The following is a 15,976-nucleotide window of genomic DNA, read 5'->3' as shown; positions in this document are numbered from 1 at the left end:
CCACACCCGGCGCCGCTACGCCTCCCAGACCGCCGCCGCCGTACGGTCGTCGGCGTACCCCTTGACCCGGACCTGGGTGTCGGCGAGGAACTCGGCCAGGCCGGGTGCCCGGGCGCCCGACCACCGGTCCGTGAGGTGCGCGCACAGTCCGGGTTCGCCGCGCAGGGGCTCGGCGAGACCGTCGGTGCACAGCAGGAGCGTGTCACCCGGCCGGGCCACCGAGGCGCGGAAGCGGAAGGGCTCGCGGGGCGGCGCGGGGGCCGGTTCGTAGGGGCTCGGGGGCAGGGGGACGCCGAGGTCCATGGTGAGCCGGTCCCCCTCGGGCGTCTCGGCCGGCGCCAGGGCGGGCGACGGACCGGGCGTCCCGGCGGGCGGCGACCCGAAGCCGACGACGGGCTCGCCGGTGACCTCCCCGGCCGGGGGCTCGATGTCCTGCCAGACGCCGTCCCGCAGCCGGAACAGACCACCGGTGCCGACACCGAAGAACACACGCGTACGGCATTCCGGGTCGGCCGGGAGCAGCAGACAGCGCAGGGTGGCCGCGTACTCCTCCGGGGAGAGGCCCTGCTCGGCGGCGCTGGCGCGCAGCCTGCCCAGGCTGCGGTCGGTCAGCCGGTGCAGGCCGGACTTGAGGTCGCCCCGCCGGGCCGAGCGGATGTCCTGCGCCAGCCGGACGTGGCTGCGGCCGACGGCCCGCCCGATCCACCGGCACACCTCGGCCGCCGCGCGGTGCGCGCCCTCGGTGGCGCGTGCCCCGGTGGCCATCGCCACCAGCACCAGCGCCTGCTCCCCGGTCCCGAACCTGGCGACCATCAGCGAGTCCCGGCGCGGCTCCCCGCGGTAGCGGGCGGAGTCCCCCCGCACGGACGCGGCCCGCAGGGTGCCGGTGCCGCATCGCGCCCCGTCCAGCACGGTGTCGGCGACCAGCTCCGCGAGGTCGTCGGGGTCGGCCGGGGGCAGGGCCGTGGGTTCGGCCTCGTAGGTGGGCGGCCCGGACCCCACGTGGGCGACCCGTGGGACGGGGGGCACGGAGAGCCGGGGTCCGTCGTCGGCCGGCGGTCCGGGCCGGGCACCGGCACCGGTCCCCGCAGCGGTGGGCCCCGCCGGCACCCCCGACTGCGGATCCCTCGGCCCGGCCCCCGGCCCGGGCACCGGCCCGGAGAGCGGGTCGGGGACAGCCGACCCGGAGACCGAGCCGGGCCCGGAGACCGGGGGCGGCCCGGAGACCGGGGCCGGGGCGAAGACCGGGCCGGGCCCGGAGGCCGGGGCCGGGGCGGAGCCGGAGACGGAGACGGCGGGCCCTGAGACCGGAGCAGGCCCGGAGGCCGGGGCGAAGCCGGGGACGCCCGACCCGGAGACCGAGCCGGGCCCGGAGACCGGGGGCAGCCCGGAGACGGCCGGGCCGGGCCCGGAGGCCGGAGCAGGCCCGGAGGCCGGAGCAGGCCCGGAGGCCGGAGCAGGCCCGGGGGCCGGAGCAGGCCCGGGGGCTGGGGGCGGCCCGGAGACGCCCGGCCCGGAGGCCGAGCCGAGCCCGGAGACCGGGGGCAGCCCGGAGACGGCCGGGCCGGGCCCGGAGGCCGGAGCAGGCCCGGAGGCCGGAGCAGGCCCGGGGGCTGGGGGCGGCCCGGAGACGCCCGGCCCGGAGACGGCGGGGCCGGGCCCGGAGACGGCGGGCCCGGAAACCGGGGCAGGATCGGAGGCCGGGGAGAACGTGGTGGGGCCCGTCGGCCGGGGCGACGGGGGCTCCCCGGGCGCGTGGCGCGGCGCGGCGCGGATGCCGCCACGAGGGTCCTCCTCGCCTCCGGCGGCGCCCCGCGGCCCGGGGACCGGTGGCCCGGGGACCGGTGGTGCCGCGGCGACCCGGCCGCCGTCCGCGGCGCCGGGCACCGCGTCGGACACCGCACCGGGCACCGCGCCGGGCCGCTCCCCCGGTGTGCCGGGCACCGCACCGGCCGGACGGGTCCCCGGCAGGGACATGCCCGGTGCCCGGTCCCACGGTTCCGCGCCCGACGGCCCGTCCACCGGCACGGAGTACGCCCCCGGCGACACCGCGCCTGGCCCCGCGGCCTCGCCGGGGGCGGAGCCCTTCGCGGCGACGCCCGAGGCGGAGGCGTAGCGGTCGTCCAGGGAATCCGGGGTGGCTGTCGGGCCGGTGTCGTGGGCGATGTCGTCGTACAGCTGCCGCCACCAGTCGTCCTCGGGACCGGGACCGGTGGGCCTTCCCCCCTGCTGACTCATGACCCTCATTGTCCACCGACCGGGCCGGTTGAAAACGGGGCATCAGGAAAATCCCGTACGGGCGGACCCTGCTGACGGCGTGTCGGGGAATCCTCGAACGGCGGTGCGAGGGTGGCCACCGGACGGTTACCCCCACGGGAGAACCGCCCGGCGGCGTGGGAACGGCCCGGATCCGGATCGCCTGCGCAAGAACGCGGCTCGGGACCGGGCCGCCGTCCCCGGGACGGCGGCGGGCGCGTCGTCGTGGCGGGCGGACGCCGCCCGGGAGAACAGGCCCCGAAGGGCCCGCCGCTGCCGTGGACCCCCCTCGGCAGAGTGATCGTCGGCGCGGGGATGACGGACGAGGCGGGTTTGCGCCGTGACCTGTTCCCGCCACGGCCGGACCATACGGAGTCGATGATTCCGGTGAGGACGACGCCTGATGCCGACGGCGACAGGGCTGGACGAGACACCCGAGTCGGCGTATCGGGCGCTGGTGGCCGTGGGCGCGGCCGACCTGCCGGACCCGGCCCGGCCCGGCGGCCGGCGCTCGGCGAGCGGGACGCCGACCGGGTGCTGCACGGGCTGGAGCGGCAGGGGCCGGCCGCCCGGTCCCCGGCCCGTCCCGTCCCGGCCGCCGGGTCGCCGCCCCGCCCGGTGTGGCCCCGGGCGCCCTGCTCACCCGGCGGCGGCACGAGCCGGAGCAGGCCGAGCCGGCGGCGGCGCTGCTCGCCACTGAGCCCCCGGGGCACCGCGCCGACCTGCGCGTTCCCGCGTCCTCCTGCACGCTGGGCAGATGGGCGTGTGGGAGCTGCTGCTGGTCGGCACGGTGATCCTGCTCGGCCTGGTCGGGGTGCTGGTGCCCGGTGTCCCGGGGTCCTGGCTGGTGTGGGCCGCGGTGCTGTGGTGGGCGCTGAAGGACCCGCAGCCGGTGGCGTGGGCGGTGCTGGTCGGGGCCACGCTCGCGCTCTTCCTGTCCCAGGTGGTGCGCTGGGCGCTGCCGCCCCGGCAGCTGCGCGAGAGCGGCGCCACCCCCCGGATGGCGGTGTACGCCGGGGCGGGCTCCTTCCTCGGGTTCTTCCTGGTTCCCGTGCTGGGGTCGATCCCCGGCTTCATGGGCGGCATCTATCTGAGCGAGCGGCTGCGCCTGGGCCGGTCCGGCGAGGCGCGGGCGGCGCTGCGCAGGGCGATGCGCTCGGGCGGCTCCAGCGTGCTGGCGGAGCTGTTCACCTGCCAGCTGATCGCGGGGGCCTGGCTCGGGGCGGTGATCTGGGGCTGAACCTTCTGGAGCGCGCCTTCCAGGGTGAGCAGCAGACGCTTGCGGTCGAGACCGGCCGCGTAGCCGGTGAGACCGCCGTCCGCGCCGATCACCCGGTGGCAGGGGCGCAGCAGCAGAAGGGGGTTGGCGCCGACGGCGGTGCCGACGGCGCGTACGGCGGCCCGGGAGGCGCCGATCTCCGCGGCGATCTCACCGTAGGTGACGGTCGAGCCGTAGGGGACGGAGTCCAGCGCGGCCCACACCCGCTCGCGGAACGCGGTGCCCTCGCCGCGCAGCGGCAGCGAGAACTCCTTCAGGTCCCGCCGGAAGTACGCGGCGAGCTGCTCCTCGGCCTCGCGGAACAGCCCGGGGTCGTGCAGCCAGTCCTCCTGGACGGTCCGGCCGCCCTTCTGTCCGGGCAGCGACAGCGAGGTCAGGTTGCCGTCGGGGCCGGCGGTCAGCAGGACCGGGCCGAGGGGACTGTCGAGCCGGGTCCAGTGGATCGGGGCGAGGGCGGTCATGCGTTCTCCAGTTCCTGTGCCGTGCGCAGATGGCGTACGGCGTAGCTGCGCCAGGGGCGCCAGCCGTCGGGGACGTCCGCGCCGGGCGGCGCGACGTCGGGGTCGCCGAGGGCGCGGGTGCGGACGGCCGCGACGGTGACGGGGTCGGCACCGGGCAGTGCGAGCAGCCCGGCCTCGGCCTCGTCCCGGTCCGCGCCCCCGTCCAGGCGTACGGCGCCGTCGGCGAGCGCGGCGCACAGCGCGCCCGCCCGGCCGTGCGGCTCGGCCTCGGCGAGGACGGCCGGTTCGGGGAAGAGGTGGGTGAGGGTGCCGCAGGGCGCGTCGAGGGCCTTGCCGCAGAGCTGGACGAGCCGTGCGGCCTCCGCGCGCCCCACCAGGGCCCGTACGGCCAGTTCCTCCGGATCGGCCGCACCGGGCGAGCGCAGTCCCGGCCGCAGGGCGACGAGGGGGGCGAGCCGCGGATCGGCGCCGAGCCGCTCGTCGACGGCGTACGGGTCGGCGTCCAGGTCGAACAGCCGGCGCAGCCGCTGCACGGCGGTGGTCAGGTCGCGCGGGTCGGTCAGATGCAGACGGGCGTCCAGCCAGCCGCCGGGATGGGCGGCGGAGGGCCCGGCGGAGGCGCCGCCGGGGCGTTCCTCGACGGCGGCGATGCCGGTGCCGTAGGGCAGCCGCAGCGTACGCCGGTAGGTCCGGGCGCCCGCCGGGCCGCTGACCTCCTCCACCGCGGGCACGGCCTCGTGGGCGAGCAGGTCGAAGACGGCGGCCGCGTGGTAGGGCCCTCGGTGGGCGAGCCGCAGCGGGATCCCGGCGGTCGGGGTGCCGCCGCGCCGGGGCCGGTGGCCGCCCCGGGGCGCGGTGGCACGCAGCCCGCTGGGGGTCAGCGCGTACACCTCTTTGACGGTGTCGTTGAACTGCCGCACGCTGGCGAACCCGGACGCGAACGCGATCTCCGTGACCGGCAGCCCGGTCGTCTGGAGCAGCACCCGCGCGGTGTGCGCCCGCTGGGCCCGGGCGAGGGCGACCGGACCGGCTCCCAGTTCGGCGGTGAGCTGGCGCTGCACCTGCCGGGCGCTGTAGCCCAGGCGCGCGGCGAGCCCGGCGACGCCCTCGCGGTCGACGACGCCGTCCCCGATCAGCCGCATGGCCCGGCCGACGACGTCCGCGCGCGCGTTCCAGCCGGCCGATCCCGGCACGGCGTCCGGCCGGCACCGCCGGCAGGCCCGGAAGCCCGAGCCCTGCGCGGCGGCGGCCGTGGCGTAGAACCGCACGTTGCGCCGTCTGGGTGTCACCGCCGGGCAGCTCGGCCGGCAGTAGATCCCGGTCGTCTCGACGGCGAAGAAGAACTCGCCGTCGAACCGGGCGTCCCGGCTGCGTACGGCCTCGTACCTGCTGTCCTCGTCCATCACGCTCTCCAGTGTCCGCGCCGCGGCGGACACCCGCTGGCGGAAATCGGACAGGGAGTGCGTGCCTGTCGGGGGGCCGGGGAGTGCGTATCCGTCGGGCGCGGGCAGTGCGCGCCCGACGGGGGAGCGGGAGAGCCGCGCCCGTCGAGGGGCCGGGAGAGCCGCGCGGCCGGTCACGGCGGACCGGCATGCGCGGCACCGCCGCAGCCCTCAGTGACGCCCTCGCTTGAGGTCCATCGCCGCCCGTCCCTCGGCGCCCCGGCGCTTCCACTCCTTGCGGATCTCCGCCCGGAGCCGTGCGTCGGTCTTCGCCACGATCCGCTCGTTCTCCCGCAGCAGCTTGCGGTAGCTCTCCAGCCGCCGCACCGGCAGTTCGCCGGTCTCCACGGCCTCCAGCACGGCGCACCCGGGCTCGGCCTCGTGCGCGCAGTCCTGGAAGCGGCACCGTCCGGCGAGGGACTCGATCTCGGAGAACGTCTGCCCGACGCCGCTCTCGGCGTCCCACAGTCCGACGCCCCGCAGTCCGGGGGTGTCGATGAGGGTGCCGCCGCCGGGGAGCAGCAGCAGGTTGCGGGTGGTGGTGGTGTGGCGGCCCTTGCCGTCGACGTCACGGGTGGCCTGCACGTCCATGACGTCCTCCCCGAGCAGCGCGTTGGCCAGGGTGGACTTGCCCGCGCCGGACTGTCCGAGCAGCACGGACGTGCCGCCCGCGACGATCGCGGCGAGGACGTCCAGGCCGTCCCCGTCGCGGGCGCTGACCGGCACCACGGTCACGCCGGGCGCGGTGGTCTCCACGTCCTGGACGAGGTAGGCCAGCGCGGCCGGGTCCGGCACGAGGTCGGCCTTGGTGAGGACGACCAGCGGCTGCGCCCCGGACTCCCAGGCGAGGGCCAGGAACCGCTCGACGCGGCCGAGGTCGAGCTCGGCGGCGAGGGAGACGGCGACGATCGCGTGGTCGACGTTGGACGCGAGGATCTGCCCCTCGGACCGCTTGGAGGAGGTGGAGCGCACGAAGGCGGTGCGGCGGGGCAGATACGCGCGCACATAGCGGGGGTTGCCGCCGGGCTCGACGACGACCCAGTCGCCGGTGCACACGACCCGCAGCGGGTCGTGCGGGGTGACGAACGCGGTGTCGGCCCGTACGACGCCGTCGGTGGTGGCGACGTCGCACTGTCCGCGGTCGACGCGGATCACCCGGCCGGGCAGCAGGTCCTGGGAGCCGTACGGGGCGAACTCGTCCGCCCATGCCTCGTCCCAGCCGTAGGGAGCGAGAGCGGAGAAAGTCTCAGCGGTGAAGCTGGAGGTCAAGGGGGAACCCTTCGAAGGGCGGCCCCGGCACGAGAAGTGGAGTCAGCCGGTGGCCACGGAGATGGTCATGATGATCTGGATGCGGGCAGCGCTCGTCGCAGTGACAGCCATCGGTCGACACCTCCTGGAGAGCTCACGGAGAACTCACAACTCGCTCGGCAAGAACACGCACACCGTATCCGGGCCCCCCTCGGGGTCGTCAACGGGTTTTCCGGCGGGCCCGTGGACCGGGGCGGGTCCGGCCCGCCGGAAGGACCCGCCGGCGGGGCCCGCCGGTCAGACGACGGTGCAGGTCCGTCCGTCGAGCGTGAAGTCGTACGCCGGTGTGTTCGCCCCCTGCCAGGAGGCGAGGAAGCCGACGGTGACGGAGCCGCCCGCGGGGACGGACCGGTTGTAGTCGGCGGCGTCGGCGGTGACCCGGGAGCCGGACTGGCCGTGGCGCCCGTCCCACATCTGCGTCACCCGCTGGCCGTCGCGGAAGGTCCAGGCCAGACGCCAGCCGTCGAGGGCGCGCTCGGTGGTGACGGTGACGGTGGCCTGGAAGCCGTCGGGCCACTGCCCGGCGAGGTGGTACGCGACCGTGCAGTCGCGGGGGGCGGGGCGTTCGGCGGTGGTGGCGGTGCCGTGCGGCTCGGGTGCCGGGCCGCCGGGCGCGGGGGTGCGCGAGGGCGTGTGCCCGGCGGTCGGCGCGGCGGACGGTGTGTGCGCGGCCCGCGAGGGCGTGGCCCGCGGGTGCGCCGCGGACGGCGTCCGCGGCGGCGCGGACTTCGGCTCGTCCGACGGCGTGCCCCCGGGAGCGGGCACCGAGGTGCGTCCGGCCGCCACCGGCTGCCGGTCGTCGAAGCGGCCCGGCGCGGCGCCGTCGTCGGTGCCGTCGGCCGGCATCAGGGTCACGGCGAGCGCCAGCAGGGAGACGAGGACGGCGGCCACGATCAGGCCGCCTCGCAGCACGCGCGCCCGGTGCGCCCTGTCCCGCTCGGGATCGTCGGGCAGGTCGGGGCGGCCGGGACCGAGCCGCACCTCGGCGGCGCGGCGGCGGCGTTCCAGGTAGGCGAGGCCGCCCCAGCCGATGACGCCGCCGGCGAGCGCGTCGGGCAGTCCGCCGCCGTGCAGCCGCAGACAGGCGGCCGCCTCGGAGCAGGGCACGCAGCGGGCGAGATGGCGGGAGAGGTCGGCCGGGGTCTCGACGGCCGGCGCGCGGGTGACGGCGTCGAGGAGCCGGGCGTAGGGGCGGCAGGCGGCGTCCAGGGGCCGGTCGAGGTGGCCGCGCAGACAGCGGTCGCGGAACAGGCCGCGCACCTCGGCGAGTTCACCGGCGAGGCCCGCCGGGTCCAGGCGCAGCCGGCGGGCCACGACCGCCGAGGGCAGGGACTCCACCTCGGCCAGCCACAGCAGTGCCGCGTCCGCCTCCTGCATGTCGCGCAGGGCGCGCAGGGCGAGGGGGCGCCGCAGGGGCGGCCCGGTGTAGCGCGCGGCCTGTTCGGAGTTGAGCCACAGCCGCAGTTCGGGGGCGAGCCGGTGGCCGTGGCCCTGGGTCTCCCAGGCGGCGGCGGTGGTGCGTACGGCGGTCAGCAGCTGGGGGATGTCCGGCAGGCGCGGGACGCGGCGGCCGGTGTGGGCGCCGGTGCGGTGGGCCTCGGCGCGGACCTCGCGCAGGCCCTGGTCGAGCGCCTCACGGGCGAGTCCCTGTGCGGACTCCGAGCCGGAGGTGCACAGGTCGGCGTACGACAGGACGGTGTCCCAGTACTCCGTGAAGAGGGCCGCCTCGGTGGCGTTCCGGGCGGTCGGCAGGTCGGGCATGGGTCTCCTGCGATGCATGCGAGGTCAACTCACCGCAGGGGATAGGGAGTTGTGGGGAACCTCGGGGCGCAACGACCCTTTCACGGTTCCCCCACAACTGACAAGCGCGCTCTTCGGAAGAGCCCGCCGGCCGCCCTCAGCCGACGGCCGCGGGCTCCTCGGCGGCCGGGAGGCTGTCCATGAAGGAGCTGACCGAGAACACCGCGCGGCCGGGCCCGGGTTCACCGTAGCCGGGCGGGGAGCTGAGGCCGAACTCGTCCATGGTGGCGCGGTACGCCTCCAGCAGGCGGATGTGGTACTCCAGCGGAGCGCCCTGCGGGTTGGCCTTGCCCAGCGGGGTGGTCGGCTCGGGGCACCAGGTGGTGAAGCGGGGCGTGATGCCGTGGGACATGAAGAAACGCAGGCCCTCGGTGGTGGACGCGATGGCCTCGTCGACGGTGGTGAAGCCGAAGGGCTCGGCCATCTCCACGCCCGCCACGAAGTTGGGGATCACGTTGCGGGCGCCGAAGACCTCGGCGGAGTCGAGGATGCGCCGGTGCCACTCGTCGCGGCCGACGTAGCGCTCCTTGCCGGGGCAGTACAGCTCGAACAGCCGGCGGTCCCACACCTCGTAGTTGGGGTGGTAGATCTGCACGCCGTAGTCCTTGAAGCGCTGCACGTCGTCGCGCGGCAGGGCCTGGGCGACGACCTTGCCGATCCAGCGGCCGGGGAAGCGCTCCTCGATGGCCTTGGCGTACATGCCGTAGAAGTCGGCCTCGTCGCGGCCGCCGACGGTCTTGGTGATGGCACCGCCGGTGAGGGTGTACGCGGTGGACGCCTTCTGGGTGTCGTACCGGTCGATGATCTCCAGCGCCTCCAGGACCTCGTCCACGTCCTTGACGCCGGTGTAGGGCCGGCCGGCCGCCTTGTGCTGGCGCCAGTTGTGGTTGATGTCGCAGTACTGGCACTCCTCCTTGGCGCCGAAGTACTGGCAGACCCGGAAGACGGTGAGGTAGATCAGGTAGCCCCACTGGATGGTCGGGGCGACCTCCATGACCGACTTCCCGTTGGAGAGCTTGTGCCGGTAGTACTCCGGCATGGGCGGCACGCCCACGTCCGCGATCCGGCTGCCGTCCAGGTACAGGCCCAGCAGGCCGTCCTCGCCGGCGGCGACGCGGTAGGGCGAGGCGGGGTTCACCCGCACGGAGACCACGGTCCGGCGCAGGCCGTAGGGGCCGCCGGTGAGGATGATCTCCTCGGGCGGCCGGCGCAGGGCGGCCTCGCCCAGCTCCGGGAGCGTGCCGTGGTCGAAGGAGAAGATGAAGTAGGACTTCGGTTTCACCTCGCCGCTCTCGTTGTCGCTGAGGGCGGACGCGTCGAAGGCCACACCTCCGCGGAGCAGGTCCTCCTTGAGGACCGCCTCCCGCGGTACGTGCGGGAAGCGCTCCATCAGATCCTCGACGAGCGCGGTGCGGCTGCCCATCCCGTGTCTCCTCCCGATTCGGTCGTACGACTCCTCACGGTATGCCCCTTCCTCCGGCGACGCGCAGCCGGGTCCGTACCGACGGCGCGGGGCGCGGTGGTGATCTGATGGAGCCGACGTTCTCCACACCCCGGGAAGGGGACGGTATGACCGGGTCCACGGCCGTGACGAACTGGGCGGGCAACATCACCTACGCCGCCGGGGAGCTGCACCGCCCGCCCACGCTCGACGCGCTCGGGAAGCTGGTCTCCGGGAGCACGGCGGTGCGGGTGCTGGGCAGCGGGCACTCCTTCAACGGGATCGCCGAGCCCGGCCCGGACGGCGTGCTGCTGTCGCTGGAGGCCCTGCCCCGCGAGATCGACGTCGACACCGGCGCGCGGACCGTGCGGGCCGGCGGCGGGGTGCGGTACGCCGAGCTGGCGCGGGCCGTGCACGCGCGGGGGCTGGCGCTGGCGAACATGGCCTCGCTCCCCCACATCTCGGTGGCCGGGTCGGTGGCGACCGGCACCCACGGGTCGGGGGTGCGCAACGGCTCCCTCGCGGCGGCCGTGCGCGAGGTGGAGCTGGTCACGGCCGACGGCGGGACGGTGGTGATCGGGCGGGGCGAGGAGCGGTTCGGCGGGGCGGTCACCGCGCTCGGGGCGCTCGGGGTGGTCACGGCGCTGACGCTGGACCTGGAGCCCGCGTTCGAGGTCGAGCAGCATGTGTTCACCGGGCTGCCCCTGGCGGGGCTGGATTTCGAGCGGGTCGCCGGGGCCGCGTACAGCGTGAGTCTGTTCACCGACTGGCGTACGCCGGGCTTCGGGCAGGTGTGGCTGAAGCGGCGCACCGACGAACCGCCCGCCGCCTTCCCCTGGGCGGCGCCCGCCCGGGAGCGGCTGCATCCCGTGCCGGGCATGCCCGCGGTCAACTGCACGGAGCAGCTGGGGGTGGCGGGGCCCTGGCACGAGCGGCTGCCGCACTTCCGGGCCGAGTTCACGCCGAGCAGCGGGGAGGAGCTGCAGAGCGAGTACCTGATGGCACGCCGGGACGCCGGGGAGGCGCTGGCGGCGCTGGACGGGATCCGGGAGGTGATCGCGCCCGTGCTCCAGATCTGCGAGGTGCGCACGGTCGCCGCCGACGCGCAGTGGCTGAGCCCGGCGTACGGGCGTGACTCGGTCGCCGTGCACTTCACCTGGGTCGCGGACACCGCGGCCGTGCTGCCGGTGGTGCGGCGGGTGGAGGCGGCGCTGCAGCCGTTCGCCGCACGGCCGCACTGGGGGAAGGTGTTCGGGGTGCCGGCCGCCCGGCTGCGGGAGCTGTATCCCCGGCTGGGCGACTTCGCGGCCCTCGCCCGCGAGCTGGACCCCTCGGGCACGTTCACCAACGCCTTCGTCCGCGAGGTGCTCTGAGGCGCACCTCGCGGACTCCGGCTCAGTGGTCCGCGCAGCAGGGTGTCGGATGCGGGACCTCGAACGGGACGAGGACTCCCCCGGCGGCGGGCTGGAGCGTGAGCACCAGGGTGCCGTCCCGCCACCGGGGACGCACATGGCCGCGGGTCACCACAGGGGTCTCCGGAGGCGGTGCGTCCGGAGCGCCGAGGACGGTGACCCGGTCGATCGCGCTGCGGGCGAGCAGCCCGGTGACCGTGAGCGTGCCGGTGAGCGAGGCGGCACCCCGGTGGAGGACGGCCCGGCCCGGTGTGCCGCGTGGGGAGGATCCAGCTGGAGGATGAACGCTGAACGACCGGGGCATGAGGGGCGGATGCCACGTGCACGACGGGTCGGTCCGCCTTCACCGGTCCCAGAACTGCCGCGCGTGTCACGCCTGTTGACGTAACGTCACCCGCACCCGCCGGCCGACGAGGGGACGGGACGAGCTGCTCGCCGGGCCGGACGGATCGGCACGGCTGCCGAGCGGCAGGGCGGTACGAGCCGGAGGCCGGGCGCACGGCCACCGCACTGCCGGACGAGGCCGTGACGGCCGCCCGGCGGGCGGTCGCCGCCCCCGAGAGGGATCCGGACCGCCACGGGAAGCGCCGCCGGACAGGAGGCGTCCCCGAGGCCCATTAGGCTCTCGCCGGACACCGCAGGTTTCTCCGAGGAGGTTGCATGGCCCGGGCCGGCGTCACCGTGGAGCGGCTGGTGGCCGCCGCGGCCGAGCTGGCGGACGAGGAAGGGTTCGAGCACGTCACCCTCTCCGCGCTCGCCCGGCGCTTCGGGGTCAAGGACGCCAGCCTGTACGCCCATGTGCGCGGCCTCCAGGACCTGCGGACGCGGCTCGCCCTGTACGCGGGCGGCGAGCTGATCGACAAGATCGCCGACGCCGTGGCGGGACGCGCCGGGAAGGACGCGCTGGTGGCCTTCGCCGACGCCTACCGGGAGTACGCCCTGACGCACCCGGGGCGGTACGCGGCGACACAGATCCGCGTCGACCAGGCCATGATCGCCGGCACCCCGGCCATGCGCCGCACCGCCGACATCACCTACGGCATGCTGCGCGGCTACGGTCTGGCCGAACCCGACCTCACCGACGCCGTCCGTCTGCTGCGCAGCACCTTCCACGGGTACTGCGCCCTGGAGGCGGCCGGCGGCTTCGGCGCGCCGCGCGATGTGCGGCGCTCCTGGGAGCGGGCGGTCGACGCCCTGCACATCGCCCTGGAGAACTGGCCCCGGGATGCCTGACGTCCGTCAGAGGGTGAGCTGGTACTCGTACGCGGTGTGGGTGGGCCGGTAGCCGAGCCGGTCGTTGATCCCCCGCATGTGCGCGTTGGTGTCCGCGGTGTCCGTGAGCAGCCCGGCCAGCCGTGGATGCCGCTCACGGGCGTGCAGGACCGACGCGGCCTTCATCCAGGCGCCGAGTCCGTGTCCGCGGTGCCGGGGCAGGACGCCGGTGCCGTAGTGCTGCGCGTCGCCCTCGCCGCCGCCGGGGACGACCAGTTCGGTGAATCCGGCCAGGGACCCGTCGGACAGGTCGACGGCGGCCACGGTGTGCAGCAGGTCCCCGCGGGCGGCGACCGCGGCGGCCGCCGCCCGCACCCGGTCCAGGTCCCAGACGACCGTGCCGTGGTCGACGGCCCCCATCGGCATGTCGTCCATGGCCGGGCGGGAGGCGACGTAGCTCTCGGCCAGCTCGTCGGGGACCGTGCCCTCCCAGGAAGTGAGCCCGTACCCGGCGGGCGCGGCGTCCACGAGCGCGGTGAGCGCGGGCAGGTCGGCCCCGGCGAGCGGCAGACGGGCGTGGACCAGCGTCAGCGCGACACCGAAGCCGCGGGCGGCGAGGAACGCGGCGCCGGGGCTGTCGCCGTCCGCCTGCGCGACGACGCTGCGCCGTCCGTCGCCCCGGGCCGCGTCGACGGCGGAGTCGAGCAGCAGAGACCCGACGCCCCTTCGCCGCTCGGCCGGATGGACGGCGACCTCGGCCTCGGCGAGGTGCCGCTGGCCCTCCTTGTCGAAGAGACGCAAGGACGCGGTGCCGAGCGGGCTGCCGTCCGGGGCCGAGGCCAGCCAGACGAGCCGGCGGCCGGAACCCGGCGCGGGATCGGCCAGGGCGGTCAGACGTACGGGCTGGTCGGTGCGCGAAGCAGTCACGGGCGCAACTCTGCACACACCGCGGCCCACCCCTCAACATCATTTCCGGGGCGGCGCCGAGCCGCTACCGCACCAGCCCCTGGACCTCCCCGTACGACGGCAGTTCCCCCTGCGGCGGCTCCCGCCCGGCCATCACGTCGAGGGCCGTCTCCAGCGCGGCGCCCAGGGCCCGCCGGTAGAGGAGCGAACCGAGGCTGACACGGTGGACGCCGAGGTCGGCGAGACGGGGGACGGAGGGCCCGGCGGGGGTGTAGAGGACGTTCAGGGGGACGTCGAGGTCCCGGAGCAGGGCGGTGATCCGTGCCGGGTCCGCGAGACCGGGGACGAACACCCCGTCGGCACCGGCTTGCCGGTAGGCGTCCAGCCGCTGCGCCGTGCCGCTGCCGTCCCCCAGCCAGTACGTGTCCGTGCGGGCGTTGACGAAGAGCCCGGGTGCGGCCGCCTTGACCGCGGCGATCTTCTCCGCGTGCAGGGCGGTGGGGCCCAGGCCGTCCTCCAGGTTGATGCCGACGGCGCCGACGGCAGCCAGCTCCACCGCGAGACGGGCCACCTCCTGCGGGTCGTCGCTGAACCCGGACTCCGCGTCCACCGACAGCAGGAACGGCTCCGGGCCGAGCATGAGAGCGATCCGGAGGGTCTCGTCCCGGGTCGCCGACGCCCCGTCGGGCAGCCCGGCCGCCGCGGCCACCCCGAGAGACGTCGTCCCCACCGCGGCGAAGCCCCGCGCGGCGAGGGCGCAGGCGGAGGCGTGGTCCCAGGCGTTGGGCAGCAGCAGGGGCGTGCCCGCGCGGTGCAGCGCGGCGAAGGTGTCACGGCCGGTCGTGTCCATGGGGCCACCGTAGAGGCGCCTCCCTTCGGCGAGCGCCGAAACGACGGCAACCTCCTGCGGCCCCGCGGCGACCCAGGACCATGACACGAGCACCCCGCCCCGGCCGCGCCAACGCCCACCAGTGGACGCGGCAACGGACTAGCGTCGGGACATGAGCACCGACAGCACAGCGCACCTCGCGGACGCCCTGGCCGCCGGGCCGGTCGTCCTGGACGGCGGGATGTCCAACCAGCTGGAGGCCGCCGGACACGACCTGAGCGACGAACTGTGGTCGGCACGGCTGCTCGCCGAGCGGCCCGAGGCGGTCACCGAGGCGCACCTCGCCTACTACGAGGCGGGCGCGAGCGTGGCCATCACCGCCAGCTACCAGGCCACCTTCGAGGGCTTCGCCCGGCGCGGCATCGGACACCGGGAGGCAGCCCGGCTCCTGTCCCTGAGCGTGGAGTCGGCCCGCGAGGCGGCCGGACGCGCCCACGCCCGGGGGATCACCAGGCCCCTCTGGGCAGCGGCGTCGGTCGGCCCCTACGGGGCCATGCTGGCCGACGGTTCCGAGTACCGGGGCCGCTACGGCCTCGGCGTCGCCGACCTCGAACGCTTCCACCGCCCCCGCATCGAGGCCCTGGCCGCCGCCGCGCCCGACGTGCTCGCCCTCGAAACGGTCCCCGACACCGACGAGGCGAAGGCCCTGCTGCGTGCCGTGCGCGGGCTCGGCGTGCCCGCCTGGCTGTCGTACACCGTCTCCGGCGACCGCACCCGTGCGGGCCAGCCCCTGGAGGACGCCTTCGCCCTCGCCGCCGAAACCGACGAGATCATCGCCGTCGGCATCAACTGCAGCGCACCCGAGGACATCAGGCCCGCCGTCACCACGGCCTTCCGCGTCACGGGCAAGCCGGTGGTCGCCTACCCCAACAGCGGAGAGACCTGGAACCCCCGCACCCGCACCTGGACCGGCAGTCCCACCTTCACCCCGGCCCAGCTCACCGCCTGGCACGCAGCAGGCGCCCGCCTCATCGGCGGCTGCTGCCGGGTGGGCCCCCGGACCATCACCGAGATCGCCCGGACCTTCCGGCAGTCCTGACCGGCCCCCCGGCGGCAGGAAGAAGCGGATCCGGTCTGCCACGCAGGACGGAAGAAACGACAGCACCACCGACGGAACACGGCCACGCACAGCGGGGGCGACCACATACAGCTGAGGGAACAACCACTCACGACGGAGAGCACCACGCACAGCGCGGGGGCGACGACCGCACACGACGGAAGGCAACCACGCACGACAGGCGGGAGAGCCGCGCACGGCAGACGGACATGGCCACGCACGACAGACGGGAAAGCCACACACGACAGACGGGGATGGCCACACACGACAGACGGGAAAGCCACACACGACAGACGGGGATGGCCACACACGGCGGGGAGGGGGCGGGACGGGGGGTGCCCGCCCGCAGCGGCCGGCGGGAACGTCCCCGAGCCGCTGGAGGAGGCCGATCGCCGGACCGAGGACGGACACCCCCCGGCCCGCCCCCCGCCCCCCCCCCCCCCCCCCCCCCGCCGGGCCCCCCCCCCCCCCCCCCCCCCCCCCCCCCGCCCCCCGGGCCCCCCCGCCGCCCCC

11 protein-coding genes and 3 pseudogenes are annotated in these 15,976 nt (G+C 76.0%); 5 read left to right on the top strand and 9 right to left on the bottom strand.

What is annotated here, in order from left to right; genetic code table 11:
• Positions 1 to 15: 15 nt before the first annotated feature.
• Positions 16 to 1,029 carry a protein phosphatase 2C domain-containing protein gene (locus ACIQGV_RS01595; protein ID WP_402488869.1) on the bottom strand — a complete coding sequence of 338 codons (1,014 nt, stop codon included), beginning with the start codon at positions 1,027 to 1,029 and terminating at the stop codon, positions 16 to 18.
• 1,630 nt (positions 1,030 to 2,659) lie between these two features.
• Between ACIQGV_RS01595 and ACIQGV_RS01590 the strand changes: the two are divergent.
• Both ACIQGV_RS01590 and ACIQGV_RS01585 read left to right on the top strand, forming a co-directional pair.
• Positions 2,660 to 2,957 (top strand): annotated as a pseudogene (locus ACIQGV_RS01590) (helix-turn-helix transcriptional regulator); the annotation flags it as partial.
• A gap of 56 nt (positions 2,958 to 3,013) precedes the next feature.
• Positions 3,014 to 3,496: a DUF456 domain-containing protein gene (locus ACIQGV_RS01585; protein ID WP_402488866.1), complete on the top strand. Its 483-nt coding sequence runs from the start codon at positions 3,014 to 3,016 to the stop codon at positions 3,494 to 3,496.
• Between the two features lie 8 nt (positions 3,497 to 3,504).
• On the opposite strand, the pseudogene ACIQGV_RS01580 reads toward ACIQGV_RS01585, so the two are convergent.
• The 5 genes and pseudogenes from ACIQGV_RS01580 to ACIQGV_RS01560 form a co-directional block, all read right to left on the bottom strand.
• A pseudogene (locus ACIQGV_RS01580) lies at positions 3,505 to 3,996 on the bottom strand (methylated-DNA--[protein]-cysteine S-methyltransferase); the annotation flags it as partial.
• Positions 3,993 to 5,399, bottom strand: coding sequence for a bifunctional transcriptional activator/DNA repair enzyme AdaA (locus ACIQGV_RS01575; protein WP_402488864.1), 1,407 nt, complete (start codon positions 5,397 to 5,399; stop codon positions 3,993 to 3,995). The gene ACIQGV_RS01575 and the pseudogene ACIQGV_RS01580, both read right to left, overlap by 4 nt.
• 210 nt (positions 5,400 to 5,609) lie before the next feature.
• A complete protein-coding gene (gene rsgA / locus ACIQGV_RS01570; RefSeq protein ID WP_402488862.1) occupies positions 5,610 to 6,707 on the bottom strand; it encodes a ribosome small subunit-dependent GTPase A in 1,098 nt (365 codons plus the stop codon).
• A 276-nt stretch (positions 6,708 to 6,983) separates the two neighbouring features.
• The gene (locus ACIQGV_RS01565; protein ID WP_402488859.1) at positions 6,984 to 8,507 is read right to left on the bottom strand and encodes a cellulose binding domain-containing protein; all 1,524 of its coding nucleotides are present in this window, start codon (positions 8,505 to 8,507) and stop codon (positions 6,984 to 6,986) included.
• 136 nt (positions 8,508 to 8,643) lie between these two features.
• Complete coding sequence (locus tag ACIQGV_RS01560; protein ID WP_402488856.1) at positions 8,644 to 9,969, bottom strand: radical SAM protein; 1,326 nt, start codon at positions 9,967 to 9,969, stop codon at positions 8,644 to 8,646.
• A gap of 146 nt (positions 9,970 to 10,115) precedes the next feature.
• Between ACIQGV_RS01560 and ACIQGV_RS01555 the strand changes: the two genes are divergently transcribed.
• Positions 10,116 to 11,360, top strand: coding sequence for an FAD-binding protein (locus tag ACIQGV_RS01555; protein WP_402488854.1), 1,245 nt, complete (start codon positions 10,116 to 10,118; stop codon positions 11,358 to 11,360).
• Between the two features lie 22 nt (positions 11,361 to 11,382).
• Here ACIQGV_RS01555 and ACIQGV_RS01550 read toward each other — a convergent pair.
• Positions 11,383 to 11,646: pseudogene (locus ACIQGV_RS01550) on the bottom strand (hypothetical protein); the annotation flags it as partial.
• Between the two features lie 413 nt (positions 11,647 to 12,059).
• On the opposite strand from ACIQGV_RS01550, the gene ACIQGV_RS01545 reads away from it, so the two are divergent.
• Positions 12,060 to 12,632, top strand: coding sequence for a TetR/AcrR family transcriptional regulator (locus tag ACIQGV_RS01545; RefSeq protein WP_402488851.1), 573 nt, complete (start codon positions 12,060 to 12,062; stop codon positions 12,630 to 12,632).
• Positions 12,633 to 12,638: 6 nt separating this feature from the next.
• Here ACIQGV_RS01545 and ACIQGV_RS01540 read toward each other — a convergent pair whose 3' ends face one another.
• Together ACIQGV_RS01540 and ACIQGV_RS01535 are read right to left on the bottom strand one after the other, a co-directional pair.
• Entirely contained in the window at positions 12,639 to 13,538 is a 900-nt protein-coding gene (locus tag ACIQGV_RS01540; RefSeq protein WP_402488848.1) for a GNAT family N-acetyltransferase, read from the bottom strand.
• A gap of 64 nt (positions 13,539 to 13,602) precedes the next feature.
• A complete protein-coding gene (locus tag ACIQGV_RS01535) occupies positions 13,603 to 14,367 on the bottom strand; it encodes an isocitrate lyase/phosphoenolpyruvate mutase family protein (protein WP_402488846.1) in 765 nt (254 codons plus the stop codon).
• A 151-nt stretch (positions 14,368 to 14,518) separates the two neighbouring features.
• Between ACIQGV_RS01535 and mmuM the strand changes: the two genes are divergently transcribed.
• A complete protein-coding gene (gene mmuM / locus ACIQGV_RS01530; protein ID WP_402488844.1) occupies positions 14,519 to 15,445 on the top strand; it encodes a homocysteine S-methyltransferase in 927 nt (308 codons plus the stop codon).
• The last annotated feature ends 531 nt before the right edge of the window (positions 15,446 to 15,976 follow it).

Origin of the sequence: Streptomyces sp. NPDC093094 (assembly GCF_044754345.1) — a bacterium.
Taxonomy (GTDB): Bacteria; Actinomycetota; Actinomycetes; order Streptomycetales; family Streptomycetaceae; genus Streptomyces.
The sequence above is the reverse complement of the archived record's forward strand: the minus strand, read 5'-3'. Positions and strand labels throughout refer to the sequence as shown.